Below are 26,006 nucleotides of genomic sequence, written 5' to 3' on the forward strand. Positions count from 1 at the left end.
AAGCTGCTCGATGAAGCCCCGGGGCGCTGAATAACTGCCTTTTGACCGCTATCTTGGATGAGCAAGGGCATTTTGCGAAAATAACTGCCTTTTAACCATTATTCGGGCCAGGAAAGACGAATTCGTCATCGAGCTAGGAAAGACGGCTTCGCCACCGGGCTAGGAAAGACGGCTTTGGCATCCGGGCTAGAAAAGGTGGCTTCGGCATAAAGGAGAGTCGTTAAACCGGCCCGATTAAGATTCAGCAGCCTCAGAGCTCCGTTGCCGTAGATCAAACGGCCTGTCCGTCAGCCGCCGTCACCGAACGCGTGGACTCCCGCACGATCAGCTGCGGCTCGAGCAAGCGCTTTTGCAGCGGCATGTCGGGATCCCGCAGCTGCTCGAGAAGCAGCTCGCCGGCCGACACGCCCAGCTGGAACGTATCGATCTTGAGACATGTGAGCGGCGGCGTCGTGAACGGCGACATCGGATAATCGTCGAAGGCGGCGATGCCGAGATCGCCCGGCACGTCGACGCCGCGCTCGCGGGCCGCCTTGAGCAGGCCGAACGCGGCGTAGTTGCTCATGCAGACGACGGCATCGGGGCGCTCTTCGGCCGGCAGATCCAGCATGCGAAGGCCGAGCGCGTAGCCCGAGTCCGTGTCCGCGAGGCCGCGGAAGTCCGCTTCGTCCGGCGCCGGCAAGCCGGCCTCCGCGAGCGCGCGGGCGAAGCCGCCGAAGCGCCGCACGAAGAGCTTCTCGTCGCGCTCGCCGGCGAAGAAAGCTAGGCGCCGGTATCCGCGCTCCAGCAGATGCGCCGCAAGCATATGTCCGCCGGCCTCGTTGTCGAAGTCCACCCAGCTGACCGGCGACTGCACCTCGCCGATCGAGATGAACGGGAAGCGGTGCGCCAGCAGCTCCTCGCAGAGCGGCTCGGTCAGCACCGAATTGTTGGCGATCAGACCGTCCACACGCCGGTTCAGAACAAGACGCTTCATGAAGTGCTGTTCGGGACGGTCGGGCTGCTGGATGTTCGAGATCGTCAGCTCGTACTTGCGCTCGATGAGCGAACTCTCGATGCCGCCTATTATATTGAAGAAAAAATGATCGAGAAACTCATGCTCTCTGGATAAGTCGATCAACAAGCCGATATTCCCGCTGGTTTGCTTGGCCAGCTGCGTGGCAAGACTGCTGGGCGTATAATTCATCTCGCGGATGATGCCCCAGATCCGGCTCTTGGTTTGGTCCGATACTTTTGGCGAATCGTTAATGACCTTGGACACGGTCGACTTGGCCACTTGGGCGGCGTCGGCGATATCCTGTATAGTCACCTTCCGCGAGGTTCCCTCCGGCAACGAAATCCCTCTCCCTCAACGATCAATGGTTTGAAAAACCGGTTTCACCCATTATAACACAGTTGCTTTGCAACGCGACATACGCAAACGTTGCACACGCCGCAAAGCGACAGGATCCGCCCGGCCGCCCGCTTGCTCCTGGACCCCACGACCGAGACAAGCGGTGGCGGTTATGGTTTAATAGTAGAATCAAGTTCGGAACGTACCGACCGACGACATGGAGGATAACGGATGACTTTACGCTACCCCAGCCCCGTGCGCCGCGCCGCGCTCGCGCTGACCGCCGCATCGCTGCTGGCCGCGCTCGTTACCGGCTGCGGCGCCGCCAAGGACGAGCCCGCGCTGGCCCCGGTCGATAGCGCGACGGCTTCGCAGACGAGCTCGGCTTCCGCCGATCCGACCGCAACCGCTGCCGATCCGACCGCCGCATTCCTCGCGCCGCTCACCGGTCTGCCGACGGAGCAGGCCATTACCCGCAGGCCGCTCAGCGTCATGATCAACAACTTCAAGGCTGCGCGGCCCCAGTCCGGCCTGACGCATGCCGACACGGTGTGGGAGATTCTCGCCGAGGGCGGCATCACGCGGCTCGTCGCGATCTTCCAGAGCCAGACGTTCGACGATCCGATCGGTCCGATCCGCAGCATCCGTCCGTACCTGATCGATCTCGGGGAGACCTACGGCGGCGTCCTCGTCCACGCGGGCGCGAGCAACGACGCGCTCGCCATCCTGCAGCACTCGGGCAAGGCCGACATGGACGAGATCAACAATGCCGGCGCCTATTTTTACCGCAGCAAAGACCGTAAAGCGCCGCATAACCTATATTCCACGCAAGAAAAGCTGTATACGGGCGCGCAGAAGATGAAGTACGACGAGACGGCGAGCGTGCCGCTGGTACAGTTCGATCCGACGCCGGACGTGATCGGAGAGCCCGCCGCCACGGAGATCAACCTTAAGTTCCAATTGTCGGACTACAAGGTGTCTTACAAGTACGATGCCGCCACGCAGCTATACGCCCGCTCGATCAACGGCCAGCCGCATATCGACCTCAACAATTCGCGCCAGCTCACGGCCGCGAACCTCGTTGTCCTGTCGGCCAAGCATCATGCCTACGACGATTACGGCCGGCTCGAGATTGATCTGAAATCCGGCGGCGAGGCGATGCTGTTCCAGGAGGGGCGCGCGATCGCCTGCGAGTGGAAGCGGGCGCCGGGCGACATTATCCGCATCTACCGGGACGGCCGCGAGCTCAAGTTTCTGCCGGGAACGACCTACTACCACGTGGTGCCGACGGACGGCGGGTTCGAGAGCCATGTCTTGTACGAATAAACGTGCAAAATCCGCAATCGCAGCCAGAAGAAGGGGCGTAGAGGATGGGGTTCAAGCTTCTTAGAGAGAGAACGGGCGGCAGCCGGACCTGGTTTGGCAAGATGCTGCTGTCTTATTTGCCGGCGTTTTTCATCCTGACCGCTTTTCTGTTTTTTATTTTTTTTCAAATTCTGAACAGCCGCAATCAAGATGCCGCCCGCAAGACCAACGACTACGTGACCCGGCAGGCGCAGCTTGTCGTGGACGCGTCGCTGACGGCGATCGACCAGAAGATCACGCTGGAGATGCTGCGCAACCGCACCGTGCTGCGGTATTTTTCGGAGCCTACGGCAGCGAATCTGTCGCTTCAAGTCGATGTCATGAACGAGCTGTCCGAGCTCAAGATCGCCAATCCGCTCATCCATTCCATCTACATGGTCCGGGCCGACGACCGCATGGTCCTGAACATGAGCACGACCTATCCGCTCAGCCGCTACCCCGACGCACCTTTTATAGAATCCAGCCTGAAGTCGCCCAACAGCAAATGGTCCGATCTGCGGCTGTATAAGGAGCTGCCTTCGGAAACGGGGACGCCGGTCGTGACGCTGACGCGGAGCGTGTCCATCTTCTCGGGACGCTACGGGCTGATCGTCATCAACGTCAACGCGGCTTCCCTCCAGCAGCTCGTCCGGGATATGTACGACGCCTCGGTCACGCAGCTGCATCTGTACGACGGGGCCGGACAGGACCTGTTACACACGGACCCTGCGGACGTCGCGCCCAAAGCCAGCAAGACGCTCGCGTCCGCATCGGTGTCCGACTATACCGGCTGGCGCCTCGTCAGCGAGTGGAACGACGGCAAGTGGATCACGTTCCTGCTGTCTCTTTTCAACGTCTGGCTGGTGTTGGGCTTGCTCGTTTGCGTGCTGGCGCTCGGTTGGATCGTATGGATGACTCGGCAGAATTACCGTCCGATCCGCAATCTGGTCGCTCAGCTGGAGCGCTACTCGCCCGGCAGCGGACAGGTCAAGGACGGCGATGAGCGCTACGGCGGAGAATTTAGATATATCCATTCGATGATGGAAAACATGATCGATCAGAACAGCCGGTTCCAGCTGCAGCTCCAGCAGGACCTGGAGGTCAAGCGGAACTTCTACCTGTACGGTCTTCTCGAAGGCATTCGCCAGGTCGGACCGGAGGAGTGGGCGGGTACGGCGGATCAGCACGGCATGTATCCGGCGTTCGGCAAAGTGTTCGTCGTCGTCCTGGAGATCGACCGCAGCGCGGAGTGGCGGCGGACGTACGGCCAGGAGGAGCAGGACCGCTGGAAAAAGGCCGTCGAATCGGTCGTGGGCGGACTGACGGAACAGGCCGATGGCTGCCGGGTATGGATGCTCTGGACGATGGCGAACCAGCTCGCGGTCATGCTCATGTGCGAAGGGGACGAGCCGGACGAGGCGATGCCCGCGCTGATCGGGGCGTGGCATGCGCGCATCCGGGACGACATGCCGTTCGAGATGACGATCGGGCTGGGAGAACCGGCGCTGCGTCCGGAAAATATTCACGACGCCTACCAGGAAGCGCTAGCCGCTTTGCAATACAAGTCCATTGAAGGCAACAACCGGATTCTGAAGCATACGGGCGGGCCGACAGGCCGGGGCGAGGTGTTCCGCCACCTGCAGCGGATCGACGGCATCGTCGACCTGCTGCGTCTGTCGGACGCAAAGTGGCGGGCGGAGTTCCGTTCGCTGATCCGGCAGATGGAGCTCGACCGGGCGTCGCGCGAGGATATCGGGCAGGTGATGAACTACTTGATCTTTAACCTCGGCCGGGCCGTGGAGGGCATGAGCGCCGAGTACCGGCGGCTGTGGGGCACGGACGTCATGCCGGCGCTCGCCAAGACGCTGGCCGAGGTCGAGATGATGGGCGACATCGCGCACGCTTTTTTCGAGGCGCTCGAAGCTTTCGAGGAGCGGGTGGAGCAGTCCCGCGAATCGCGGAACCAGGGCGTGCTCATTAAGGAGGTCAAGGCGTATATCGAGAGCGACTTCGCGCGCCCCGAGCTGTCGCTCGACTATCTCAGCGACAAGTTCGGCATCAGCGGCAAATATTTGAGTCGGCTGTTCAAGGAAGAATTCGGCTTGAAGTTCGTCGATTTCCTGATCGACCTGCGCATTCGCCATGCCCAGCAGCTGCTCGTCGAGACGAGCCTGCCGATCCAGGAGATCTCCGAGCGGATCGGATACAGCAGTCCGATCTCGTTCGCCCGTACGTTCAAAAAAATCGTCGGCGTGCCGCCGATCGATTACCGCAAGGAAAAGCAGGGGTAAACGGCTCGCTGCAAATCGCAATCCGGTCACGCTTACATGCGCGGCCGGATTGTTCGTTTTTGTCGCCAAACCGCATGAGAACGTTGATATGACGGGCTTTTTTGCCATGGAGAAAAAAGTTGGCAGGTGGAATTAGGTTGGTTAAGGCGATAAAACGTATGATTGGTTCATGTCATTAAACGTACCATGGTAATAACGCTTACGATGACATGAAATTGTCCGATTGGTTGTGTCGGAGAAAATGGTTTGTTGTGCGGGCCCGTCGGCGATGATTTGATTAAGGCACGACTTGGCGGCAGGCTGGCCAGGTCGACAATCGATACGAAGAGGGAGAGGTCAATCGATGAAAAACAGATTCAAGAGGAGCCTGGCGCTGCTGACGGCGGCTAGCGCGGTCGGTACGGTCGCGCTGGCGGGATGCTCAAACGGGGGAGACGATGCGAACGCGGCGGGAAGCGGCTCGGCGGGCACGGAGAAAATCAAGCTTTCCTTCGAAACTTCCGTCTATGCGGAAGCGCCTCACAAGAAAGCGATCGACGCCTTGATCCAAAAGTACAACGAAGCGAACCCTAACGTCGAAATCACGGTGCACGGCACGGACTACGAAAACTTCTGGGACAAGCTGACCACCGAGATCATCGCGGGCACGCAGGGCGACATCGTCCAGGTCTACCCGGAGAACATCGCGACCTATAACGCGCTGCAAGGGGAAAAAGGCGCTTTCTTGAATCTGGACGACCGTATCAAAGGAACGGAGCTGGAGACGGATCTCGTCGGCCAGGAGCTCAGCAAGGTAAACGGCTCTTATTATGCGTTATCCGATTACGCTTGGGGTACGACCGGCATCTTTTACCGCAAGTCGCTGTTCCAGAAGGCGGGCATCGATCCCGCTTCGATCAAGACGCTGGAGGACTTCAAGCAGGCCGCGATCAAGCTGGGCGTCGATACGGACGGAGACGGCACGGTCGATCAATACGGATTTTCGAGCGTCGTAGGCTCGCACCCGTTCGTCGCTTCCGAATGGTATCGACTTGTAGCGAGGCCGGTATCGGGCGGCATTTTCTTCGGCGACGGCGAGTCCGGCCCTTATACGGCCGACCGGATCAACGTCAACTCGCCGGCCAACGTCTGGGCGGCCGAGTGGTGGCAGGATCTCATCAACAATCCGCAAGCGACGCCTCCGGGCACACGGGACAAGAAGGTCAGCCGCGAGATGTTCTGGAACGGCCAGGCCGCGATGATGATGGACGGCCCGTGGTTCATCGGCATGACAAGAGAGCGCGACGCGGCGCTGATGGACGATCTCGGCCTGATGCCGCAGCCTTCCGTCGAATACGAAGGCCAGACGTACAAGCCGAATCCGCATAACTATCCGCTCGTCGCCATGATCTCCGCGAACAGCAAGTATCCGGACGAGGCTTGGAACTTCCTAAAGTGGATGGCTTCCGCAGAGGCGCAGGAGATCGTCTCGCAATCCGGCATGATTCCGAGCAGCAAGGCTTACGCAGGTACGGAAGCGTATGCCCAGGCGAACCCGCTTGCCGCACAATTTTTCGACTTCCAGCAAAACGTGTACGCCCCGGCCGTCATGGATCCGCCGATCCCCGAGCTCGGCACGCTGAACCAGACGCTGATCAACTACGCGCAAAATATGTTCGTCGCCAAGCAAGACGCGAAGTCCTCGCTCGACAAGGCGGCAGAAGAGATGAAAAAAGCGATGAATTAATTCGTCAGGCGGTCCGGCGGCCCCCCGCCGCCGGATTCGACGCCTGCGAGGAGGAAGGAAATGAACAACGACAACGCGCTTCTCGGACAGCCCTCCTTGCCGACGCAGCAGACAGGCGCAGCGCCTAAGACGGGTTTTTGGCGCTCCGAATGGCGGAGACTGAAGCAGAACAGGGCCGCCTATTTATTTATCGCGCCGCTCGCGCTGGCGGTCGGCCTGGTGCTGCTGTACCCGATTCTGAAGGCGGCGCTGATGAGCTTTCAATATTGGAAGGTCGCGCGTCCGATTGCGGAGGGACACCCCTTCGTCGGATTGGACAATTATGCGGCGGTGATGGATTCAGGATATTTCTGGCAGTCGCTCGGCATTACGTTTCTGTACATTTTCGTCACGGTCGTCCTGCGCTTCGTGCTGGGCATCGGTACCGCCGTGCTGCTCAACACGCCATTCAAGGGCCGCGGACTCGTCCGGGCGCTGGTCATCATCCCGTGGGCCGTTCCCGAGGTCGTCACCTGCCTGGTCTTCATCCTCATTTTCGACTATCAATTCGGCGTCGTCAACGACGTGCTGCTCAAAATGAACATTCTGTCGAACCCTCTGGCCTTCCTGGGCGAATCCGACACGGCGCTGTGGGCCGCGATGTTCGTCAACGTGTGGAAGGGCTTCCCGTTCGCCGCGATCATGCTGCTCGCCGGTCTGCAGGGCATTCCTAAGGACCATTACGAAGCGGCGAGCATCGACGGCGCCTCGGCCTGGAAGCAGTTCACGAGCGTAACGCTGCCGGCGCTGAAGCCCGTATCCGTCATCGTGTTCCTGCTGCTGGTCATCTGGACGGTCAAGGACTTCGGCATCGTATACGTGCTGACGGGCGGCGGACCGAGCCGCGCGACGGAGCTATTGACGATTTTCATTTACCGCGCCGGCTTCAAGTCGTTCGACTTCGGTCTCGCAGCGGCAGCGGGCATGTTCCTGCTGCTCATCTCGGTCGTCTTCACCGTGCTCTACATGAAGGCTACGAAGGCGGGTGAATCGGCGTGAAAAAAAGAAACATGCCCATCGTCTATATCGCCGCCATCCTGATCTCCCTGTTCGCAATCGCGCCGTTCGTCTGGATGATCCTGACCTCGCTCAAGCCGCAGGCGGAGATCTACAGCAAGCCGCTGCAGTATTTGCCGCAGCATCTGAACGCCGAGGGCTACAAAGGCATGCTGAACGCGAAGGCGGACCCGAACGTGAACTTCATCTCCTGGTTCAAAAATACGGCGATTGTCTCGCTGCTTACGACGGTGCTGTCGCTGATCGTATCCGCGCTTGGCGGCTATGCGATGTCGCGGTTCCAATTCCGGGGCCGCATGAGCATCGGCTATATCATCCTGCTCACGCAGATGCTGCCAGGCTCGCTGCTTATTATCCCACTCTATCTCATCATGAAGGATTACCACCTGCTGAACTCCTATTTCGGCCTGGTGATCGCTTATGCGACGATCGCGATTCCGTTTTGCACGTGGATGCTCAAGGGCTACTTCGACAGCGTGTCGACGGCTATCGACGAGGCTGCTTCCATCGACGGCGCGGGGCGCTGGACGACGTTCGTCCGGGTGATCCTGCCGCTGACGCTGCCGGGGCTCGTGGTGACCGCCGTCTTCTCCTTCCTGACGAGCTGGAACGAATTCATGTTCGCGCAGACGTTCCTCAGCGACTACGACAAGTGGACGCTCTCGGTCGGCATCGCCAGCTTTCAGGGGCAGTATGTCGTCAACTGGGACTATCTCATGGCCGGTTCGGTCATGACGACATTGCCGATCGTCGTCGCGTTCTGGCTGCTGCAGAAGCATCTCGTAAGCGGCATGACGGCAGGCGCAGTTAAATAACGCAAGCAAATGCAAATGCAGCACTCATCCTACGTTCTCTAAGAGGAGCTATCAGCTATGGAAAAGGGAAAAATCAGATTCGGCATCGTCGGCATGGGCATCCGGGGCAGCTTGTTCGCGGACACGCTGCTGCAAAATCCGTACGCGGAGCTCGTCGCTGTAAGCGACGCCTTTGCCGCTACGCTGGAGAAGAGCAAGGCGCGCTATAACGTTCCCGGCTATGCGGACGTCCGCGACATGATCGCTGGCGAAAAGCTGGACGCGCTCGTTATCGCGACGCCTGACTTCCTCCATAAAGAGCCGGTCATGCTGGCGGCGGAGCACGGGCTGCATTTCATGGTCGAAAAGCCGTTCTCCACTTCGGTCGAGGAAGCGGAGGAAATGAAAGCGGCGGTCGACCGTGCCGGCGTCACGTGCATGGTGGCGTTCGAGAACCGGTGGAACACGCCGTTCGTCGCCGTCAAGGAAGCGGTCGAGCGCGGCGAGATCGGCGACATCCTCACGATCAACGCGCGTCTCAACGATACGATCTTCGTCCCGACGCAGATGCTCAAGTGGTCGAAAGGCTCGTCGCCGGGCTGGTTCCTGCTGCCGCACGCGACGGATATCGCGCTGTGGCTGAAAAAGACGGCGATGCCCGTCAGCGTCTACGCCGTCGGCACGAAAAAGAAGCTCGTCGGCATGGGCATCGACACGTACGATTCGATCCAGTCGGTCGTCAGCTTCGGCGACGGCACGCACGCAACGTTCACCACCAGCTGGGTGCTGCCCGAGTCGATGCCGCTGATCTACGACTTCAAGTACGAGATCATCGGGGACGACGGCGCGCTGTACGTGGACCTGTCCGATCAAATGGTGCGCAAGGCCGGAGGCGTCTACAGCCATATGCATACGCTCGGCACGCCGATCAACGGCCAGTTCACCTCCGCGCCGAGCTATATGCTGAACGCGTTCGTCGACCATGTCCGCCTCGGCACGACGCCGGAGTCGGGCGCGGCCGCGGGCCTGCTCAACACGAAGCTGGTGCATGCCATCCACCGGTCCGTCCTGAGCGGCTCGGTCGAGCGGATCTGACGCCGTGGGGCCGGACGATATTCATGGCGGCCGCGTCGTCGCCTGGCTGGGACGGCCGGGCGTCCTGATCGAGAACGAGCTTCTGCAGGCGACGATCGTCCCCGCCCTGGGCAGCCGCGTCGTCTCGCTACGCTGCAAGGCATCGGGACTGGAGCTGCTGCGGACGCCTGCGTCGGTCGAGGCGTACGAGTCCGCGCCGATGCTGTACGGTATTCCGGTGCTGTTTCCGCCGAACCGCATCGCCGGGGGTTCGTTCGAATACGCCGGCAGAACGTATCGGCTCGAAGTCAACGATCCGGCGACCGGCAGCCACGCGCACGGCTTCGTGCACGACAAGGCGTGGGAGGTCGTCTCCTGCGGCCGTGACGAAGAGAGCGCGCGGCTGGTCACGGCGTTCGATTCCGCGCATCATCCGTCAGTGACGGCGCAGTTCCCGCATCGCTTCCGGCTCGTCATGCGGGTCGAGCTGCTGGACAATGCGCTTATCCAGCGGATCGATGTGCACAACGAGAGCGATGCCGCGTTTCCGTGGGGGCTCGGCTATCACACGGCCTTCAACTTCCCGCTGGGCGCGGCTTTGTCGCCCGCGTCCTGTACGTTTGCGGCGCCGGTCGGGCGCAGATGGCGGCTGGACGCGCGCTTCTTGCCGACGGGCGAGCTGGCGGAGGATGCGCGGGGCGCGCAGCTTCGGCAGGGGATGCCGATCGGCGGCGCCGTATTGGACGACGTCTTCAAAGCCGCCGACGAAGGCGCCAACGAAGCGGTGCTGACCGATCCAGAGGCCGGCATCCGCGTGCGCTATCGCGCGGATCGCGCCTTCGGCACTTGGGTGCTGCACAATGGCGACGGCCGACAGGGCTTCGTTTGCCCAGAGCCTTACACCTGCGTGACCAATGCGTTTAATCTGGCGCTGCCGCCGGAGGAGACGGGCATGCGCGTGCTGGAGCCATACGGGTCGGATTGCGTCACCTGCAGCATCGTCGTTGAGTCGACATCCGTTTGAGATGGGACTGCGGCGATGCGTTGGGAATGAAGGCGTGCGGACGTTCGTGCGAACCGGGCATAAATGCAGCTTGAACGCCCGTTGAATGCGTTCTGCGCGTTTTCCGAGAGCGGGTCCGAAGTCATGGGCATTCATTGACCGTTACGATTGAATATAAGTAAATAATTTTCAAGCAGCCCCGCCTGCGGCCATCGTGTCGCGGAGCGGGGCTTGCTGCTTGGGATGAAGCAAACGTTTTAAAGGCAATTTTTTAAAAGAGCTAAATTCGAAGCTTCAGAGCCGCTGCCAGAGAGGTGGGGCAACCTGCACTAGCCGCTTCCGCGCAGGGAGCGACTAATGAAATGATGGTGCGGCTAATCGATTATTTCCAATTCACGCTCCCGCATGTCGTTCCATGTAAAGCACTGTGCTTCATTTCATACCTCACAGGGCGCGAGCTGAGGTGCTATGTACTGCGTGCCAGGCATGAGGGTTTTAGTCCACGCTCCCGCGCAGGGAGGCGAGGGTTTCTGGTGGCATTACAAGCCGATTTGCTGAAGGTTTTAACCCACACTCCCGCACGGGCATTACGCCGATTGAGGTCATCCGTGAAGTTTCAATCCAGCTCCCGCAAGGGGAGCGACGCGATGCGGTCGTCCGCACATCTTGATTCAATTGGTTTCAATCCACGCCCCCGCGCAGGGAGCGACATGTCGACTACGCCGCAATGGCTATCCAGATCTCGGTTTCAATCCACGCTCCCGCACGGGGAGCGACTTGAAGTCGGAAATTAGGACGTTGAAGCATATCTCGTTTCAATCCACGCTCCTGCACGGGGAGCGACAACGATGCCCGTTACGGTTATCTGCCGCTTGCCATGTTTCAATCCACGCTCCGCACGGGGAGCGACGGCTTCGTCCTGGAGCCGCGCGTTTTCTTTTCTATGTTTCAATCCACGCTCCTGCACGGGGAGCGACCCGGAGCGAATCAGAATGATCGTTATTAATGTTTGGTTTCAATCCACGCTCCCGCACGGGGAGCGACGTCGTTCATTGCCGCCGAGCTCTTCGTCAGCATTGATGTTTCAATCCACGCTCCCGCACGGGGAGCGACTCGATCAGCTCATGCGCGCGATCTGGGTCGAAGATGTTTCAATCCACGCTCCCGCACGGGGAGCGACGGTCTTGCTGGCGATCTCCGTTCCGCTTCCATTGAAGTTTCAATCCACTCTCCCGCACGGGGAGCGACGATCCGAAGGCGCGGACCATAGCACCCAGCCGAGGTTTCAATCCACGCTCCCGCACGGGGAGCGACGAATGTTGAGGTTGAGGCTCGCCGAGATCTGGATCGTTTCAATCCACGCTCCCGCACGGGGAGCGACCTTCAGCGAGTTCAGCCGCGCTATTCACGTCGTTGTTTCAATCCACGCTCCCGCACGGGGAGCGACCCACGACCTTTGATTCGTCCGCGACGGCGATGCTGTTTCAATCCACGCTCCCGCACGGGGAGCGACCCGTCTTCTTGCGCGTCTCTGTGACCCATTTAGCGTTGCAATCCACGCTCCCGCACGGGGAGCGACGAGTGTATGACAAAGTCAACAATAACTATTCATTGTTTCAATCCACGCTCCCGCACGGGGAGCGACCAGCTTGACGCCGCCGCCAAGGTTGATGCTTTTGCGGTTTCAATCCACGCTCCCGCACGGGGAGCGACCCGGAGATCCCTTTTCGCGATGACGAGACAGAGGTTTCAATCCACGCTCCCGCACGGGGAGCGACGTAGCAGCCGGGATCTACACGCCCCAACAATAAAGTTTCAATCCACGCTCCCGCACGGGGAGCGACACGGTCAAGTTGGCATTAGATGTACTTAAACGTCTGTTTCAATCCACGCTCCCGCACGGGGAGCGACGTGGATGACCTTGGTCGTTTCGTTATCCCGAAGGTTTCAATCCACGCTCCCGCACGGGGAGCGACACAAACCAAAGAAGCTATACAGCATGCTTGATGGTTTCAATCCACGCTCCCGCACGGGGAGCGACGACGACCGCCAGTCGGCCGCAGGGCGGGGCGGTGTTTCAATCCACGCTCCCGCACGGGGAGCGACGTCCCACAGCCGGGTCATCGTGTCGAGCATCTTCGTGTTTCAATTCACGCTCCCGCACGGGGAGCGACCGCATTAAGCGTCATCGCGTACGCCCCTGTCATGTTTCAATCCACGCTCCCACACGGGGAGCGACTGGATACGGTTAAAGGCAACATTGACGAGTTGTTGGTTTCAATCCACGCTCCCGCACGGGGAGCGACCTCGCCATCTGCGCCCTCATCGATGATCTCGAACGTTTCAATCCACGCTCCCGCACGGGGAGCGACGGCTTGGACAACCCGAAGAGCGTGCAGCAGCTGACGTTTCAATCCACGCTCCCGCACGGGGAGCGACGTCGTCGGCCGCTCCCGCACCGGACGGCGTGTCAAAGTTTCAATCCACGCTCCCGCACGGGGAGCGACGAGGTTGAATCGCACGCTAGGCGGTATGCATTGCTGGTTTCAATCCACGCTCCCGCACGGGGAGCGACATCCGGGAACGTAAACGCCGGCAGCAACAGAACGTGTTTCAATCCACGCTCCCGCACGGGGAGCGACGTCCAGCGTCCGCCAGCCGTGCCAGCTCCCGAATATGTTTTAATCCACGCTCCCGCACGGGGAGCGACCGCGCTGCCGGAAGAGTGGAAGGACCAGTTTAAAAAGTTTCAATCCACGCTCCCGCACGGGGAGCGACTTCCCACGTTAAGCCCTCCGCTCTATTCTAAGTGGTTTCAATCCACGCTCCCGCACGGGGAGCGACGGACGGCGGAATGATCTACGAAAGCATGAGCGCTGTTTCAATCCACGCTCCCGCACGGGGAGCGACGCAAACAGAGGGCTCTTATCCGGTCAGATAGATGGGTTTCAATCCACGCTCCCGCACGGGGAGCGACCAACCAATTCAATGACTTCGATCGGCACATATCCGTTTCAATCCACGCTCCCGCACGGGGAGCGACCACGGGGGCAAAGATGGAGTCGACGAAGTTAGTCAGTTTCAATCCACGCTCCCGCACGGGGAGCGACGTCGGGCAAGCTGCTCCCGTGGCGGACAGCAGCGGTTTCAATCCACGCTCCCGCACGGGGAGCGACCTTGACCGGCGCGCCTGCAACCACTTGAATGAGTGGTTTCAATCCACGCTCCCGCACGGGGAGCGACTAAACACCATGTGTTGAAACCTCATTTACATAGCAGTTTCAATCCACGCTCCCGCACGGGGAGCGACGCGGCCTACACGTCCTAACACAGATCACTTTGGACGTTTCAATCCACGCTCCCGCACGGGGAGCGACATCCTGGCCGAGCTGATCGACTCCAGGGGGAGTAGTTTCAATCCACGCTCCCGCACGGGGAGCGACATCCTGGCCGAGCTGATCGACTCCAGGGGGAGTAGTTTCAATCCACGCTCCCGCACGGGGAGCGACGCGCAGCATGTCCAGATTGATCGCACAACGCTTTCGTTTCAATCCACGCTCCCGCACGGGGAGCGACACATTCACCTGTTCATGCAGGTGTTCAGGGAGACGTTTCAATCCACGCTCCCGCACGGGGAGCGACCAACAAGTGGGCGTTCGGCGGTAACCGGACTGGGTTTCAATCCACGCTCCCGCACGGGGAGCGACGACATGGCGGTGGGCCGGCCGGCTCATCCAAGTGCAGTTTCAATCCACGTTCCCGCACGGGGAGCGACGGGCCTGGGTGATGCAAAACGCTCGCATTTTAAAAGTTTCAATCCACGCTCCCGCACGGGGAGCGACGGGCCTGGGTGATGCAAAACGATCGCATTTTAAAAGTTTCAATCCACGCTCCCGCACGGGGAGCGACGAGCTCGGGATAAAGCCGGAGCTTGTCCGCAAATGGTTTCAATCCACGCTCCCGCACGGGGAGCGACCAGGCATACGGAGTGATAAACGGTGAACGATGCGTTTCAATCCACGCTCCCGCACGGGGAGCGACCAGCATCGCTATAAGTGATGCTCGCCGGGTCTGGTTTCAATCCACGCTCCCGCACGGGGAGCGACGCAGAAGCATATCAAAAGCATACAAACAATAATGTTTCAATCCACGCTCCCGCACGGGGAGCGACTACGCAGTTAATGACGATCCACAACAAGCTGGAAGTTTCAATCCACGCTCCCGCACGGGGAGCGAAAATGCCGTATCTGCGATCAGGACAATAAATAAAAGTTTCAATCCACGCTCCCGCACGGGGAGCGACCATGGAGCACCGGCGCTTCGGCTATCAGCACATGTTTCAATCCACGCTCCCGCACGGGGAGCGACTGCCTCGGCGCGAGCCTTGTTCATGCGAGGCGGCAAGTTTCAATCCACGCTCCCGCACGGGGAGCGACTGTTCGAACGCAAGGGCTACCGGATCGACACGACGTTTCAATCCACGCTCCCGCACGGGGAGCGACTTCTGGTAGGTGATGAAGTGGACTACGTATGGAACGTTTCAATCCACGCTCCCGCACGGGGAGCGACTTCCGGGCCGTTTACACAAATGGCGCAACAGCACAAGGTTTCAATCCACGCTCCCGCACGGGGAGCGACCAACCACGATCCTGACGCAATCGCCATGCACGAGGCGTTTCAATCCACGCTCCCGCACGGGGAGCGACGCCGAACTTTACATGCTGCAGTCATGGCACAAGGGGTTTCAATCCACGCTCCCGCACGGGGAGCGACTGGCGAGCTACTGGATTGCGCGGAGATTACCGCCGTTTCAATCCACGCTCCCGCACGGGGAGCGACGACAGCAACAAAGCGAGCGTTCGGCGTTAAAGAGTTCCAATCCACGCTCCCGCACGGGGAGCGACCCGCAACGAGGGATTATCGAGATTGGAGATATGCGTTTCAATCCACGCTCCCGCACGGGGAGCGACAAGTGACGGAGTATCCAGCAGACGTGTCATACGCTGTTTCAATCCACGCTCCCGCATGGGGAGCGACCCGTGATCCAGATTGGATGTTTGGCTATCGTGTTGTTTCAATCCACGCTCCCGCACGGGGAGCGACAGACGCTCAAGCTCTACCAAAGTGAAGACGTTGGAGTTTCAATCCACGCTCCCGCACGGGGAGCGACGTTGCATCCCAGAATCAATACACCGTTTCTACGACGTTTCAATCCACGCTCCCGCACGGGGAGCGACTTTTAACTGTTACATTTGTCTTCGGCTGCAGCGTAACGTTTCAATCCACGCTCCCGCACGGGGAGCGACTGGCCGGCGGCGGCAGCAACCAAAAACGCATTGGCGTTTCAATCCACGCTCCCGCACGGGGAGCGACTCCGTAAGTGTTTCCTGTCCCCCCGTTACCGGTAGTTTCAATCCACGCTCCCGCACGGGGAGCGACGCAAAGTTCGAGTCCGTAAGATTGGGCACCATCGAGTTTCAATCCACGCTCCCGCACGGGGAGCGACCGTGGCGCTGGAGCCGCTGACGTCGGTAGAGTGGGTTTCAATCCACGCTCCCGCACGGGGAGCGACATTCGGTGGTCATGGCCTAAATAACGCCCATAGGGGTTTCAATCCACGCTCCCGCACGGGGAGCGACCTGGATGCGGCGGGGTTCGAATGCAGCTTCTATCAGTTTCAATCCACGCTCCCACACGGGGAGCGACGCACGATGGACGAGGAGGCCGTGGGGGCACTGGAGAGTTTCAATCCACGCTCCCGCACGGGGAGCGACGCGCGCTGCGGTAACTCCGTACCCCCACCATTTGCTGTTTCAATCCACGCTCCCGCACGGGGAGCGACAGCAAAGCTTTTCGTCCTTACACAGCAAGGGATTTAAGCGTTTTTTTGCGAACCTTATTAGATCAGGGGAAGGTTCTGCCCGTACAGGGAAAAAAACGCCGGAAAGCCTTGCAGCGCTTGAAGCGCGAACCTTCCGGGATTTTCATGTTCGCTTGGGGTTCGCGAAAGTATTTTAGGCTCGCCATTACAGTCTAACATAGTGAGGTTTTTCAATATCTCAATTTTAAAATTTTCCTTGAGGATGCCAGGGCCCCTCTCTACCATGAAGATACAAAAAGTATCCACAAAATGACAAGTAAAAAAGAGGATATTATATTAAAATATTGAATAATATTACTGTTTAATAGGCCAATAAGTCTACTTTTAAAACGAGATGGAGGACTTAGTATCCAGTATTATGCGCATCGAACCGATTCGGAAGATCCAGCTGGATGGCAACTCCTAACCAAGCATCTAGACGGTGTGGCGGACCGCGCTGGACGATATGCGGAGAAGTTCGGAGCAGGCGAGTGGGGCAGGCAGGCCGGCCTGCTGCATGATTTCGGGAAGTTCTCGAAAGAGTTTCAGCAGCGACTTAAGGGATCGGCTATAGCGGTAGATCACGCGACGGCCGGGGCGCAGTATATTACAAAACGGTGGGGGAACCTGTCGTCTCGGATTTTGTCATACGTGATTGCTGGCCATCATGCCGGTCTGACAGACTTCGGTTCGGAGACAGGAGATGAATCCTGCCTGGCACAGCGTCTGCAAAAGGTCATATATCCCTACGAGGCCGCTGCTTCCCTTCTTATGCCGGACGCCGCAGGCAGACCGTTGCCGGCACCTATTCAATGGGGAGGCCATAGCGGGCTGCAATTATCCATGTTCACCCGGATGTTATTCTCTTGTCTGGTCGATGCGGATTCGCTGGATACGGAGGAATATGCGGAACAGCGGAAGACCAGGCTTCGTGACAATCAAGCTGATTTCCCTGCGCTCTATGCGAAGTACAGGAACTACATGTCGTCCAAATTCGGAGAGCCGGATACGCCTATCAAGCATGAGCGAAGCGCTCTTTTCCATCTTTGCATGGAGAAGGCTGAACAGGAGCGCGGACTCTACACCCTAACGTTGCCGACAGGCAGCGGCAAGACTTTACTATCCTTGGGCTTTGCGCTGCGTCATGCTGTAAAACATGGTTTAAGAAGAATCGTTTTTGTCATTCCTTACACATCTATCATTGAGCAGAATGCGGCTGTGTATAGAGAGGTATTGGGTGCTGAATATGTGCTGGAGCATCATTCGAACGTTCAGCTCGAACGTACGCTCGCAGAGGAAGCGGCGGCAGAATGGTCTCCGGAATTAAAGTCTCGTCTGGAGCTGGCTGAGGAAAATTGGGATTTCCCAATCGTCGTCACGACGAATGTGCAATTGTTTGAGTCCCTCTATTCGAATCGGAGGTCGCGCTGTCGCAAGCTGCATAATTTGTCCCAAAGCGTAATTATCGTCGACGAGGCACAGATGATGAACGGAGAATTTTATAAACCGTCGGTCTTTGCTCTTGAAGAGCTGGTTCGCAACTACGGCTCGACTGTGGTGCTCAGTACGGCTACGCAGCCCGATTCGATTGCTTTGTTCAAGGATGCGAAGATGTCGCCTCTCCCTTTTCGAGAGATCGTCGACGATGTCGCCGCCCGCTTCGCTCCCTTTGAACGGGTCCAATTGCGGAGCATGGGAAGTACGGATTATGAGCAGCTGGCATCCAAGTTAACAGAAAACAGGCAGGCGCTCTGTATCGTCAACACGCGCAATGCGGCTCGTAAGATTTATGAACGAGTCCGCGTCCGCGTCGGATCTGAGGCGGCGTTTCACCTAAGCGCCAGAATGTGTCCGAAGCATCGACTCGCCAAGCTCAAGGTCATTCGACAACGTCTCATGGATGGTCTTCCTTGTCTGCTCATCAGTACGCAGCTTATCGAATGCGGGGTGGATGTGGACTTTCCCACTGTCTATCGAGAGCTGGCCGGTCTGGACTCGATCTCTCAAGCGGCAGGGCGTTGCAACCGGGAGGGATTGCTGAAGACCGGTTACACCTATGTGTTTGAGACGGACGAGACGCCCACGCGGGGATGGTTTGGACTGACGGCCCGCATCGCCCGCTCGGTCCTGGAGGAGCATTCGGATCGACCCTTGTCTCAAGACGCGATTCGAACCTATTTCAGAGAACTTTATTTTTATCAAGCGCTGGAAAAGCCGGTAGGCTCCTTGAAAGATGCGACGGATAAGTACGGTATTCTGGATCAACTGGATGAACGTCCACCAGGCCGGGTGGAGCTTCCATTTCGGTCTGTGGCCGAGCAGTTCCAGTTAATTAACACACCGACTCGCGCAGTCCTTATTCCTTGGGACAAGGCGGCCGAGGAACACCTTGATTCACTGCTGCATGCTCCTACGATCAATAGCCTATTGCGCAAGCTTCAGCCGTATGTGGTACAACTTTATCCGCAGGAATTCCAAGCTTTCCGGCAAGCGGGCCAGATCGTGGAGGTCCGATCGGATGTCTTCAAACTGAGCAATCCTGAGCATTGGTATGACGAGGAGATTGGCATTAAGCCGTTTACAGAGGAGCATCATCAGAATGAGTTGTATGTATTTTAGGTGGAGGAGGTCGGGAAGATGGGATACGGCATCCGCCTCCATGTCTGGGGCGATTACGGTTGCTTCACACGTCCGGAGATGAAGGCCGAAAGGGTCAGCTACGACGTGATGACGCCGTCGGCGGCGCGCGGCATTCTGGAGGCCATTCACTGGAAGCCTTCGATCCGATGGGTCGTGGATAAGATCCATGTGCTGAACGAGATTCGCTTTGAAAATATTCGGCGCAATGAAGTAGCAGGCAAGATCTCTGCCGCGAGCGCCAGGTCCGTGATGAACGGCAAAGAGGGAACGCTTGCCCAGGTCGTAACTGAGGAGCGACAGCAGCGGGCAACGATGCTGCTGCGCAATCCGGCATACATCATTGAAGCCCACTTCGAGATGACTGAAGATCGCGGGGAATCGGATCATCCGGAGAAGCATTACAACATCTTCCTGCGGCGCGCCCGGCAAGGGCAGTGTTTCCATCGTCCCTACCTTGGGTGTCGGGAGTTCGCGGCTCAATTTCGCCTTATTGAGGACGAGCTGCCGAATTCTTTCTATCACGCGGAAGCAGACCGGGATCTGGGATGGATGCTGCACGATATCGATTTTGGGGACGGCATGACGCCGAGATTTTACCGGGCATCCATGCGAAAGGGGATTATCACAATACCCGAATTCGAGTCTTCGTCCAGGGGGTGAGTACGTCTTGATTGTTCAAGCGCTGTATCAACGGTATCAGGATCTGGCTGCGGATCCGGATTCGGGCATTAGCGAGCTGTACTTCAGCAGAGGCAAAGTGTCCTATGTGCTGGAGCTGGAACGGGACGGCAGCCTCTCGGATGTGAAGAGCGTGAAGGTGCAGAACGGCAAGAAGTGGGTGCCGCTGCAGCTTCAAGTGCCCGAACAGCCGTCCCGTTCCAACGGGATTAACCCTTACTTTTTGACAGATAAGGCGGAGTACGTAATCGGCTATTATGCAGGAGGAGAAGGCGAGGCACTCACAGCGAAAAAGGCAGCGGACGCGTCCCGCAAGTTTGAAGCTTTTCGCGCGTTGACGCGGGAGGTGCTGGCTGATTCGCTGAGCGAAGCTACACTGGCCGTTCTGGCATTTCTTGATCGTTGGCAACCGGAGAATGTGCGCAATGAGCCCTTGCTTCAGACTTATATGGAAGATCTGGACAAAGGGATCGATACGGGGTTGGCTTTCCGGCTACGAGGCGCTGAAGAGGACGTCCTTATTCATAGCATAGAGGCCGTCAAGACAGCCTGGATCCGCTATCGGCAGAGCCGGGACGCTGTCTCCGAGTATGACGCGCAGTGTCTGGTGACCGGAATGCCGGGCAGCGCCATCGCCAAGACGCATGACAAGATTAAAGGCGTTCGCAATGCACAGCAGGCCGGGGCGTCGCTCGTCTCTTTTAACTTCCGCGCTGTAGAGTCCTATGGCAAAGAGGATCAGCAGAGCTATAACTCTCCCGTCAGCAAAATTGCGGCATTCGGCTATTCGACTGCTCTGAATCATTTGCTGTCATCGCCGCGCAATCGTATGTTCGTTGGCGATATGACGATTGTATTCTGGTCCGGCAGGTCGGCTGCAGCCATGGATATTGAAGAGTTCTTTTCAGGTATGGTTAACCCCTATCGGGATGAAGCGAACGAAGATACTTCTATCACGGCATCGCTGAAGGAAGCGGTCAAACGTCTGCGCCAAGGCAAAGAACTACGGGCTGAATCCGTTCCGCAAGGCGATACGCCATTCTACGTATTGGGACTTTCTCCGAACAATGCGCGTGTTGCCATTCGCTTTTTCTGGCAGGGGAATCTGGATCAGATGGTCTGCAGATTGGGACAGCATGCCGCGGATTACGCATTGACCGCGCCGGAAGGACAGCAGGACGGAACGCCATCGATCTATCGCATACTGGAGGAGACAAGGCGCGTCGGCAGCGACGGCAAAAAGGTCGGGGACGAACCGCCGAGCCGTTTGGGCGGCGAACTGCTCCGGGCTGTCATTCAAGGGTCAGCTTATCCCTACTCCCTGTATACCTCCATCATTAACCGAGTCCGAGCGGACGGGATCGTAGGCCCGCTTCGGGCGGCGATGTTGAAGGCCCAACTGACAAGGTATGTCCGCACACATGACAGTCAATTCGACAAGGAGGCATTATCCATGAGCTTGAATACGGAGACGACAGAGCCGGCATACCGTCTTGGACGGCTGTTCGCCGTACTGGAGCGTGCCCAACAGGAGGCTGCGGGAGGCGCCGGCCGGTTAAACGCGACCATTAAGGATCGCTACTTTAACTCCGCATCTTCCAATCCTGCGGCCGTATTTCCCATTCTGATCAAGCTGTCGCAGCATCACATGAGCAAGGCGAAATATGGCGACTTCCGCGACAGAGATATGCAGGAGATTCTGGATGGCGTAGACAAGTTTCCGCAACATCTGAGTTTGGAGGGGCAGGGGCTGTTCATCCTCGGTTACTATCATCAGAAACAGGCCTTCTCCGCGCAGATCAAGGCTGCATCGGAAGCCAAGCAGGAGGCTGCCGCGGCAGCTACGACTGAAGAATAATTCATTCCATTCCAATAAAGAGAGGCGAGATAAACGATGACCCTTATCGAAAAAGATCTGAATGCTGTCCAATCCGAAGCGCCCGTGCTTGCACGCAGAATTGACTTTTCCTTGTTTTTCGATGTGACCAACGGCAATCCGAACGGCGATCCCGATGCCGGCAATATGCCGCGTATCGATCCCGAGACTGGGCACGGCATCGTCACCGACGTCTGCCTAAAGCGAAAAATTCGCAATTATATCGAGCTGACAAGAGCCGGCGAACCGGGCTTCAACATCTATGTCACCGAAGGCGGCGTCTTGAACGAACAGCACCGCAAGGCATACCGTGCCGTCCGCGAAGACGACGCCGGAAGTAAGGAACTGAAACCCAAGGATGCCGCTGAAGCGATCAAGCTGACGCGATGGATGTGCGACAACTTCTTCGACATTCGTACCTTCGGCGCGGTCATGACGACCAAAGTCAATACCGGGCAGGTTCGGGGACCCGTTCAGTTCACATTTGCCAGGAGTATCGATCCGATCTTTTCCCAAGAAGTCACGATCACTCGTCAGGCCGTGACCCAGGAAGGCGCAGATAAAGACAGGGAAATGGGACGCAAGCACATTATCCCTTACGGACTCTATCGAATGGATGGCTATATTTCCGCGTATTTGGCCGCCAAGACGGGCTTTACCGAGAGCGATCTGGACGTACTGTGGGAAGCGCTATTGAATATGTTCGAGCATGATCGCTCCGCCTCGCGCGGGCAGATGGCCGTAAGGAAACTCGTGGGTTTCGAGCATTCTTCCAGTCTGGGGCAGGCTCCTGCGCATCAACTGTTCGAACGGGTAACGGCCAGACGGTTGACCGAAGGTCCGGTCCGCTCCTACGCTGACTATGAGATTGCCATCGACCGTGAAGGCCTGCCGGAAGGCGTGTCTTTGGTAGAGAGAGGCTGATCATGACCGGCGCGGCTGTCCGAATCTATAGTGAGGATGAGTTGCTGATGATCTCCGGTATTCAGCACTTTGCTTTTTGCCGGCGGCAATGGGGGCTCATCCATATCGAACAGCAATGGGAGGACAATATACTGACCTACGAAGGCGGTCAGATGCACCGCCGCGCCGACAATCCAATGCTTAGCGAGACCAGGGGGGATGTGCTCATATCCAGAGCCATGCCCCTTGTTTCTTATCGGCTTGGATTGTATGGCGTCTCAGATGTGGTCGAATTCCATGCAGTAGCGGACGAGAGCGCGGCCAACAAGACCAGGCTGAAGGGGAGACGAGGCTGGTGGCTTCCTTATCCTGTGGAATACAAACGCGGTAACCGCAAGGAAGATGACTGCGATGAGGTCCAACTCTGCGGCAGGCGATGGCGCTTGAAGAAATGCTGAACATACAGGTAGCTGAAGGTGCACTCTTCTACGGAGAAAGAGAACGCCGAGTCACGGTTCTATTCGACGACGAGCTCCGCGGGCGCACCGCAGCGCTTGCGTCAGCGATGCACGAGACGTTCGAATCCGCGATCACGCCGGCTGGACTATACGAGCCGAAGTGCGGTGGTTGCTCGCTGCTTGGCATCTGTAAACCGAAGCTCAAGCGGGGCTCGGTGTCTCGTTATTTGCAGAGTTATATGACCGATGACACGACCGGTTGAGGAGGAGCTTCTCGAATGCGCAAATTGCTAAATACGCTGTATGTCACATCGCCCGGCAGCTATTTGTCCCATGAAGGGGACAGCGTTGTTCTCAAGATAGAGGATCGACCGCCATTTAAGATTCCCATTCACAATCTGGAGAGTATCGTGACCTTCGGATACACCGGAGCGAGTCCGTCCTTCATGCATCTTTGTATGGAGCGCGGCGTGTCGCTGTCGTTCATGCGAGAGAGCGGCCAGTTCATGGGCAGCGTCGTCGGCCAAGCGCGGGGCAATGTACTGCTCCGACGCAGGCAGTACCGAATCGCGGATGGACCTGAGGCTGTACAGTATGCGTCACGCTTCGTTTTTGGCAAGATCGCGAACAGCCGAACAGCATTGTCTCGCGGCATCCGCGATCACGGAGAGCAGATCATGTCGGACAAGGTAGCCAAAGAGCTGGAGTTCATGAAGCGCTACATGCGGCGGACGCTAACCGTTGGGACGTTGGACGATTTGCGGGGGATCGAAGGGGAAGCAGCCAGACGTTACTTTTCTGCGATGAACGAGCTTATATTGGTCGATAAAGAGAGCTTCTATATGCGCGGACGCAACCGCAGACCTCCATTGGATCGAATTAATGCCATGTTGTCTTTTTTGTATGCGTTGCTTCGTAATGACGTACAGTCCGCCTTGGAGACAGTCGGCCTGGATCCTGCCGTCGGATTCTTGCATCGGGATCGACCGGGTCGTCAGAGCCTTGCCCTCGATATGATGGAGGAATTGCGTTGCTATATGGCCGACAGACTCGTGCTGTCGCTTATTAATCGCAAGCAGGTTGGTGCCAAAGATTTTTTAATCAAGGAGAACGGAGCCGTCCTACTGAAGCCTGAACTTCGAAAGGACATCATAGCTGCCTGGCAGAGCCGCAAGCGGGAGGAAATCAAGCATCCGTTTCTCGGCGAGAAGATCTCGTTGGGTCTGCTTCCTTACGCACAAGCTTTGTTGCTAGCGCGAGCGATTCGCGGGGATCTGGATGGATACCCGCCTTTTCTGTGGAGATAAAATCAAGACCTGGACATGGGCCTATTAGGATATGAAAGGAGGAGCGCCCGTATGATGGTGCTGGTCACGTACGATGTTGAAACCATGACACCGGACGGCAAACGTCGGCTGAGACAGGTGGCTAAATATTGTCTCAGCTACGGACAACGCGTACAAAACTCTGTATTTGAATGTTTAGTGGACCCAATGCAATTTAAGCAGCTTAAAGCTAAGCTTGAAGATACGATCGATCCGGATAAAGACAGCCTGCGTTACTACATGCTCGGGAGCAATTGGAAGCATCGGGTCGAGCATGTTGGTGCGAAAAAAAGCTACGATCCGGAGGGACTATTGCTGCTGTAAGATGCTCATTGATTGATTTAACGACCGATCCTAGTTTTCTTGTTTGATTGGCTAACTTTACATGAGGATAACTCCTTCACTTGTGGCGAATGACACTGATAGGTGCATCTGTCAACTCAATGCTCCCGCACGGGGAGCGACACCGAAGAGACGGCAGCCGAAAATTCGCTGCAGGAAAGTTCAATCCACGCTCCCGCGCGTGGAGCGACGTCAGCCACCGTGTCGTTTCGAGCCAATCGTAGTTTCAATCCACGCTCCAGCGCGTGGAGCGACCGAACCAAAACGGACATGTTCTTCGAAGAGGTATGGTTTCAATCCACGTTCCCGCGCGGGGAGCGACAGAAGATATGCGCGATTCGGCTGTACTCCATGGGGTTTCAATCCACGCTCCCGCACGGGCAGCGACAGGATAGGGCAGAGCAGGTAGAGGCGCTGAGAGGCGTTTCAATCCACGCTCCCGCACGGGGAGCGACTCTGCTGGCGCATCCCGCAAGCGCCGCGTACGGGCTGTTTCGATCCACGCTCCCGCACGGGGAGCGACATCGTACCAGGCAGCAACACATTCGATGTTTATGTGTTTCAATCCACGCTCCCGCGCGGGGAGCGACATAACTCCAATAACTGCATCGTACTGACCAGAGTTGTTTCAATCCACGCTCCCGCGCGGGGAGCGACGATGATTTGCAATGCGCCGTCGAGCATCCGGCTCGTGTTTCAATCTACGCTCCCGCGCGGGGAGCGACCAAAAAAAGTTGGTAGACATGCTAGACTTAGAGTTTCAATCCACGCTCCCGCGCCGGGAGCGACATACGACGGCAGTACGATCCCGGAGCTCAATCAGTTTCAATCCACGCTCCCGCACAAGGAGCGACCCGAATTAATCATCTTTAATTCCTCCTAAATAATGTTTCAATCCACGCTCCCGCGCGGGGAGCGACGCACACACGCCTAAAAATTCGAAATCGGATCGGAGGTTTCAATCCACGCTCCCGCGCGGGGAGCGACAAGATATGATATGCATTTTATATATCATTTATTACGTTTCAATCCACGCTCCCGCGCGGGGAGCGACATTCTTGGATCATTTACAGCAGGATCATTTGCAATGTTTCAATCCACGCTCCCGCGCGGGGAGCGACGCGGACGAAGAGCTCGTCGACGGACTGGATGACGTTTCAATCCACGCTCCCGCGCGGGGAGCGACTCGTCGACAAATACGGGCTGACGCCGGAGCAGATGTTTCAATCCACGCTCCCGCGCGGGGAGCGACGGTGGCCACTCTGTTCAACCGAGGATCATTTAACCGTTTCAATCCACGCTC

At 57.9% G+C, this 26,006-nt stretch carries 16 protein-coding genes and 2 CRISPR repeat arrays; of the genes, 15 read left to right on the forward strand and 1 reads right to left on the reverse strand.

Annotated features, from left to right (window positions below; genetic code table 11):
- Positions 1-271 precede the first annotated feature (271 nt).
- Entirely contained in the window at positions 272-1,333 is a 1,062-nt protein-coding gene (locus tag ACFSR7_RS34750) for a LacI family DNA-binding transcriptional regulator (RefSeq protein WP_378169210.1), read from the reverse strand.
- Positions 1,334-1,564: 231 nt separating this feature from the next.
- Between ACFSR7_RS34750 and ACFSR7_RS34755 the strand changes: the two genes are divergently transcribed.
- From ACFSR7_RS34755 to cas2, 15 genes are all read left to right on the forward strand, one after another.
- Positions 1,565-2,659, forward strand: coding sequence for a DUF3048 domain-containing protein (locus tag ACFSR7_RS34755; protein ID WP_378169211.1), 1,095 nt, complete (start codon positions 1,565-1,567; stop codon positions 2,657-2,659).
- Positions 2,660-2,703: 44 nt separating this feature from the next.
- Entirely contained in the window at positions 2,704-4,968 is a 2,265-nt protein-coding gene (locus tag ACFSR7_RS34760) for a helix-turn-helix domain-containing protein (RefSeq protein WP_378169212.1), read from the forward strand.
- A gap of 343 nt (positions 4,969-5,311) precedes the next feature.
- Positions 5,312-6,694: an ABC transporter substrate-binding protein gene (locus ACFSR7_RS34765; RefSeq protein ID WP_378169213.1), complete on the forward strand. Its 1,383-nt coding sequence runs from the start codon at positions 5,312-5,314 to the stop codon at positions 6,692-6,694.
- A 60-nt stretch (positions 6,695-6,754) separates the two neighbouring features.
- Positions 6,755-7,732: a carbohydrate ABC transporter permease gene (locus ACFSR7_RS34770; protein WP_378169214.1), complete on the forward strand. Its 978-nt coding sequence runs from the start codon at positions 6,755-6,757 to the stop codon at positions 7,730-7,732.
- Positions 7,729-8,565: a carbohydrate ABC transporter permease gene (locus tag ACFSR7_RS34775; RefSeq protein WP_378169215.1), complete on the forward strand. Its 837-nt coding sequence runs from the start codon at positions 7,729-7,731 to the stop codon at positions 8,563-8,565. Before ACFSR7_RS34770 ends, ACFSR7_RS34775 begins: the two co-directional genes overlap by 4 nt.
- Before the next feature lie 57 nt (positions 8,566-8,622).
- Positions 8,623-9,639, forward strand: a complete 1,017-nt coding sequence (locus ACFSR7_RS34780) for a Gfo/Idh/MocA family protein (RefSeq protein ID WP_378169216.1) — start codon at positions 8,623-8,625, stop codon at positions 9,637-9,639.
- A 4-nt stretch (positions 9,640-9,643) separates the two neighbouring features.
- Complete coding sequence (locus ACFSR7_RS34785) at positions 9,644-10,642, forward strand: aldose 1-epimerase (RefSeq protein ID WP_378169217.1); 999 nt, start codon at positions 9,644-9,646, stop codon at positions 10,640-10,642.
- A 924-nt stretch (positions 10,643-11,566) separates the two neighbouring features.
- A CRISPR array of direct repeats spans positions 11,567-16,463; the repeat unit is 32 nt; unit sequence GTTTCAATCCACGCTCCCGCACGGGGAGCGAC.
- Positions 16,464-16,850: 387 nt separating this feature from the next.
- Complete coding sequence (gene cas3, locus ACFSR7_RS34790) at positions 16,851-19,100, forward strand: CRISPR-associated helicase Cas3' (protein WP_378169436.1); 2,250 nt, start codon at positions 16,851-16,853, stop codon at positions 19,098-19,100.
- 18 nt (positions 19,101-19,118) lie between these two features.
- Positions 19,119-19,781 carry a type I-C CRISPR-associated protein Cas5c gene (gene cas5c, locus ACFSR7_RS34795; protein ID WP_378169218.1) on the forward strand — a complete coding sequence of 221 codons (663 nt, stop codon included), beginning with the start codon at positions 19,119-19,121 and terminating at the stop codon, positions 19,779-19,781.
- A 7-nt stretch (positions 19,782-19,788) separates the two neighbouring features.
- Positions 19,789-21,657, forward strand: a complete 1,869-nt coding sequence (cas8c, locus tag ACFSR7_RS34800) for a type I-C CRISPR-associated protein Cas8c/Csd1 (protein ID WP_378169219.1) — start codon at positions 19,789-19,791, stop codon at positions 21,655-21,657.
- Between the two features lie 36 nt (positions 21,658-21,693).
- Entirely contained in the window at positions 21,694-22,599 is a 906-nt protein-coding gene (gene cas7c / locus ACFSR7_RS34805) for a type I-C CRISPR-associated protein Cas7/Csd2 (protein WP_378169220.1), read from the forward strand.
- A gap of 2 nt (positions 22,600-22,601) precedes the next feature.
- A complete protein-coding gene (locus ACFSR7_RS34810) occupies positions 22,602-23,036 on the forward strand; it encodes a CRISPR-associated protein Cas4 (RefSeq protein ID WP_378169221.1) in 435 nt (144 codons plus the stop codon).
- On the forward strand, positions 23,030-23,299 hold the full coding sequence (locus ACFSR7_RS34815; protein WP_378169222.1) for a CRISPR-associated protein Cas4: 270 nt from the start codon (positions 23,030-23,032) through the stop codon (positions 23,297-23,299). Before ACFSR7_RS34810 ends, ACFSR7_RS34815 begins: the two co-directional genes overlap by 7 nt.
- 15 nt (positions 23,300-23,314) lie before the next feature.
- Positions 23,315-24,343 carry a type I-C CRISPR-associated endonuclease Cas1c gene (gene cas1c, locus ACFSR7_RS34820; RefSeq protein ID WP_378169223.1) on the forward strand — a complete coding sequence of 343 codons (1,029 nt, stop codon included), beginning with the start codon at positions 23,315-23,317 and terminating at the stop codon, positions 24,341-24,343.
- Between the two features lie 51 nt (positions 24,344-24,394).
- Positions 24,395-24,685, forward strand: a complete 291-nt coding sequence (gene cas2 / locus ACFSR7_RS34825; protein WP_378169224.1) for a CRISPR-associated endonuclease Cas2 — start codon at positions 24,395-24,397, stop codon at positions 24,683-24,685.
- Between the two features lie 177 nt (positions 24,686-24,862).
- Positions 24,863-25,955: direct repeats of the CRISPR family, unit length 32 nt; unit sequence GTTTCAATCCACGCTCCCGCGCGGGGAGCGAC.
- Positions 25,956-26,006: the final 51 nt, after the last annotated feature.

It is taken from the genome of Cohnella sp. GCM10020058 (assembly GCF_042683485.1).
In the GTDB taxonomy this organism is placed as follows: Bacteria; Bacillota; Bacilli; order Paenibacillales; family Paenibacillaceae; genus Cohnella.

Excerpts from the sequence above, each read along its gene's own strand:
- ACFSR7_RS34755 (WP_378169211.1), top strand. The coding sequence starts at position 1,565 with ATGACTTTACGCTACCCCAGCCCCGTGCGCCGCGCCGCGCTCGCGCTG.
- ACFSR7_RS34760 (WP_378169212.1), top strand. The coding sequence starts at position 2,704 with ATGGGGTTCAAGCTTCTTAGAGAGAGAACGGGCGGCAGCCGGACCTGG.
- ACFSR7_RS34765 (WP_378169213.1), top strand. The coding sequence starts at position 5,312 with ATGAAAAACAGATTCAAGAGGAGCCTGGCGCTGCTGACGGCGGCTAGC.
- ACFSR7_RS34770 (WP_378169214.1), top strand. The coding sequence starts at position 6,755 with ATGAACAACGACAACGCGCTTCTCGGACAGCCCTCCTTGCCGACGCAG.
- ACFSR7_RS34780 (WP_378169216.1), top strand. The coding sequence starts at position 8,623 with ATGGAAAAGGGAAAAATCAGATTCGGCATCGTCGGCATGGGCATCCGG.
- cas5c (WP_378169218.1), top strand. The coding sequence starts at position 19,119 with ATGGGATACGGCATCCGCCTCCATGTCTGGGGCGATTACGGTTGCTTC.
- cas7c (WP_378169220.1), top strand. The coding sequence starts at position 21,694 with ATGACCCTTATCGAAAAAGATCTGAATGCTGTCCAATCCGAAGCGCCC.
- ACFSR7_RS34810 (WP_378169221.1), top strand. The coding sequence starts at position 22,602 with ATGACCGGCGCGGCTGTCCGAATCTATAGTGAGGATGAGTTGCTGATG.
- ACFSR7_RS34815 (WP_378169222.1), top strand. The coding sequence starts at position 23,030 with ATGCTGAACATACAGGTAGCTGAAGGTGCACTCTTCTACGGAGAAAGA.
- cas1c (WP_378169223.1), top strand. The coding sequence starts at position 23,315 with ATGCGCAAATTGCTAAATACGCTGTATGTCACATCGCCCGGCAGCTAT.
- cas2 (WP_378169224.1), top strand. The coding sequence starts at position 24,395 with ATGATGGTGCTGGTCACGTACGATGTTGAAACCATGACACCGGACGGC.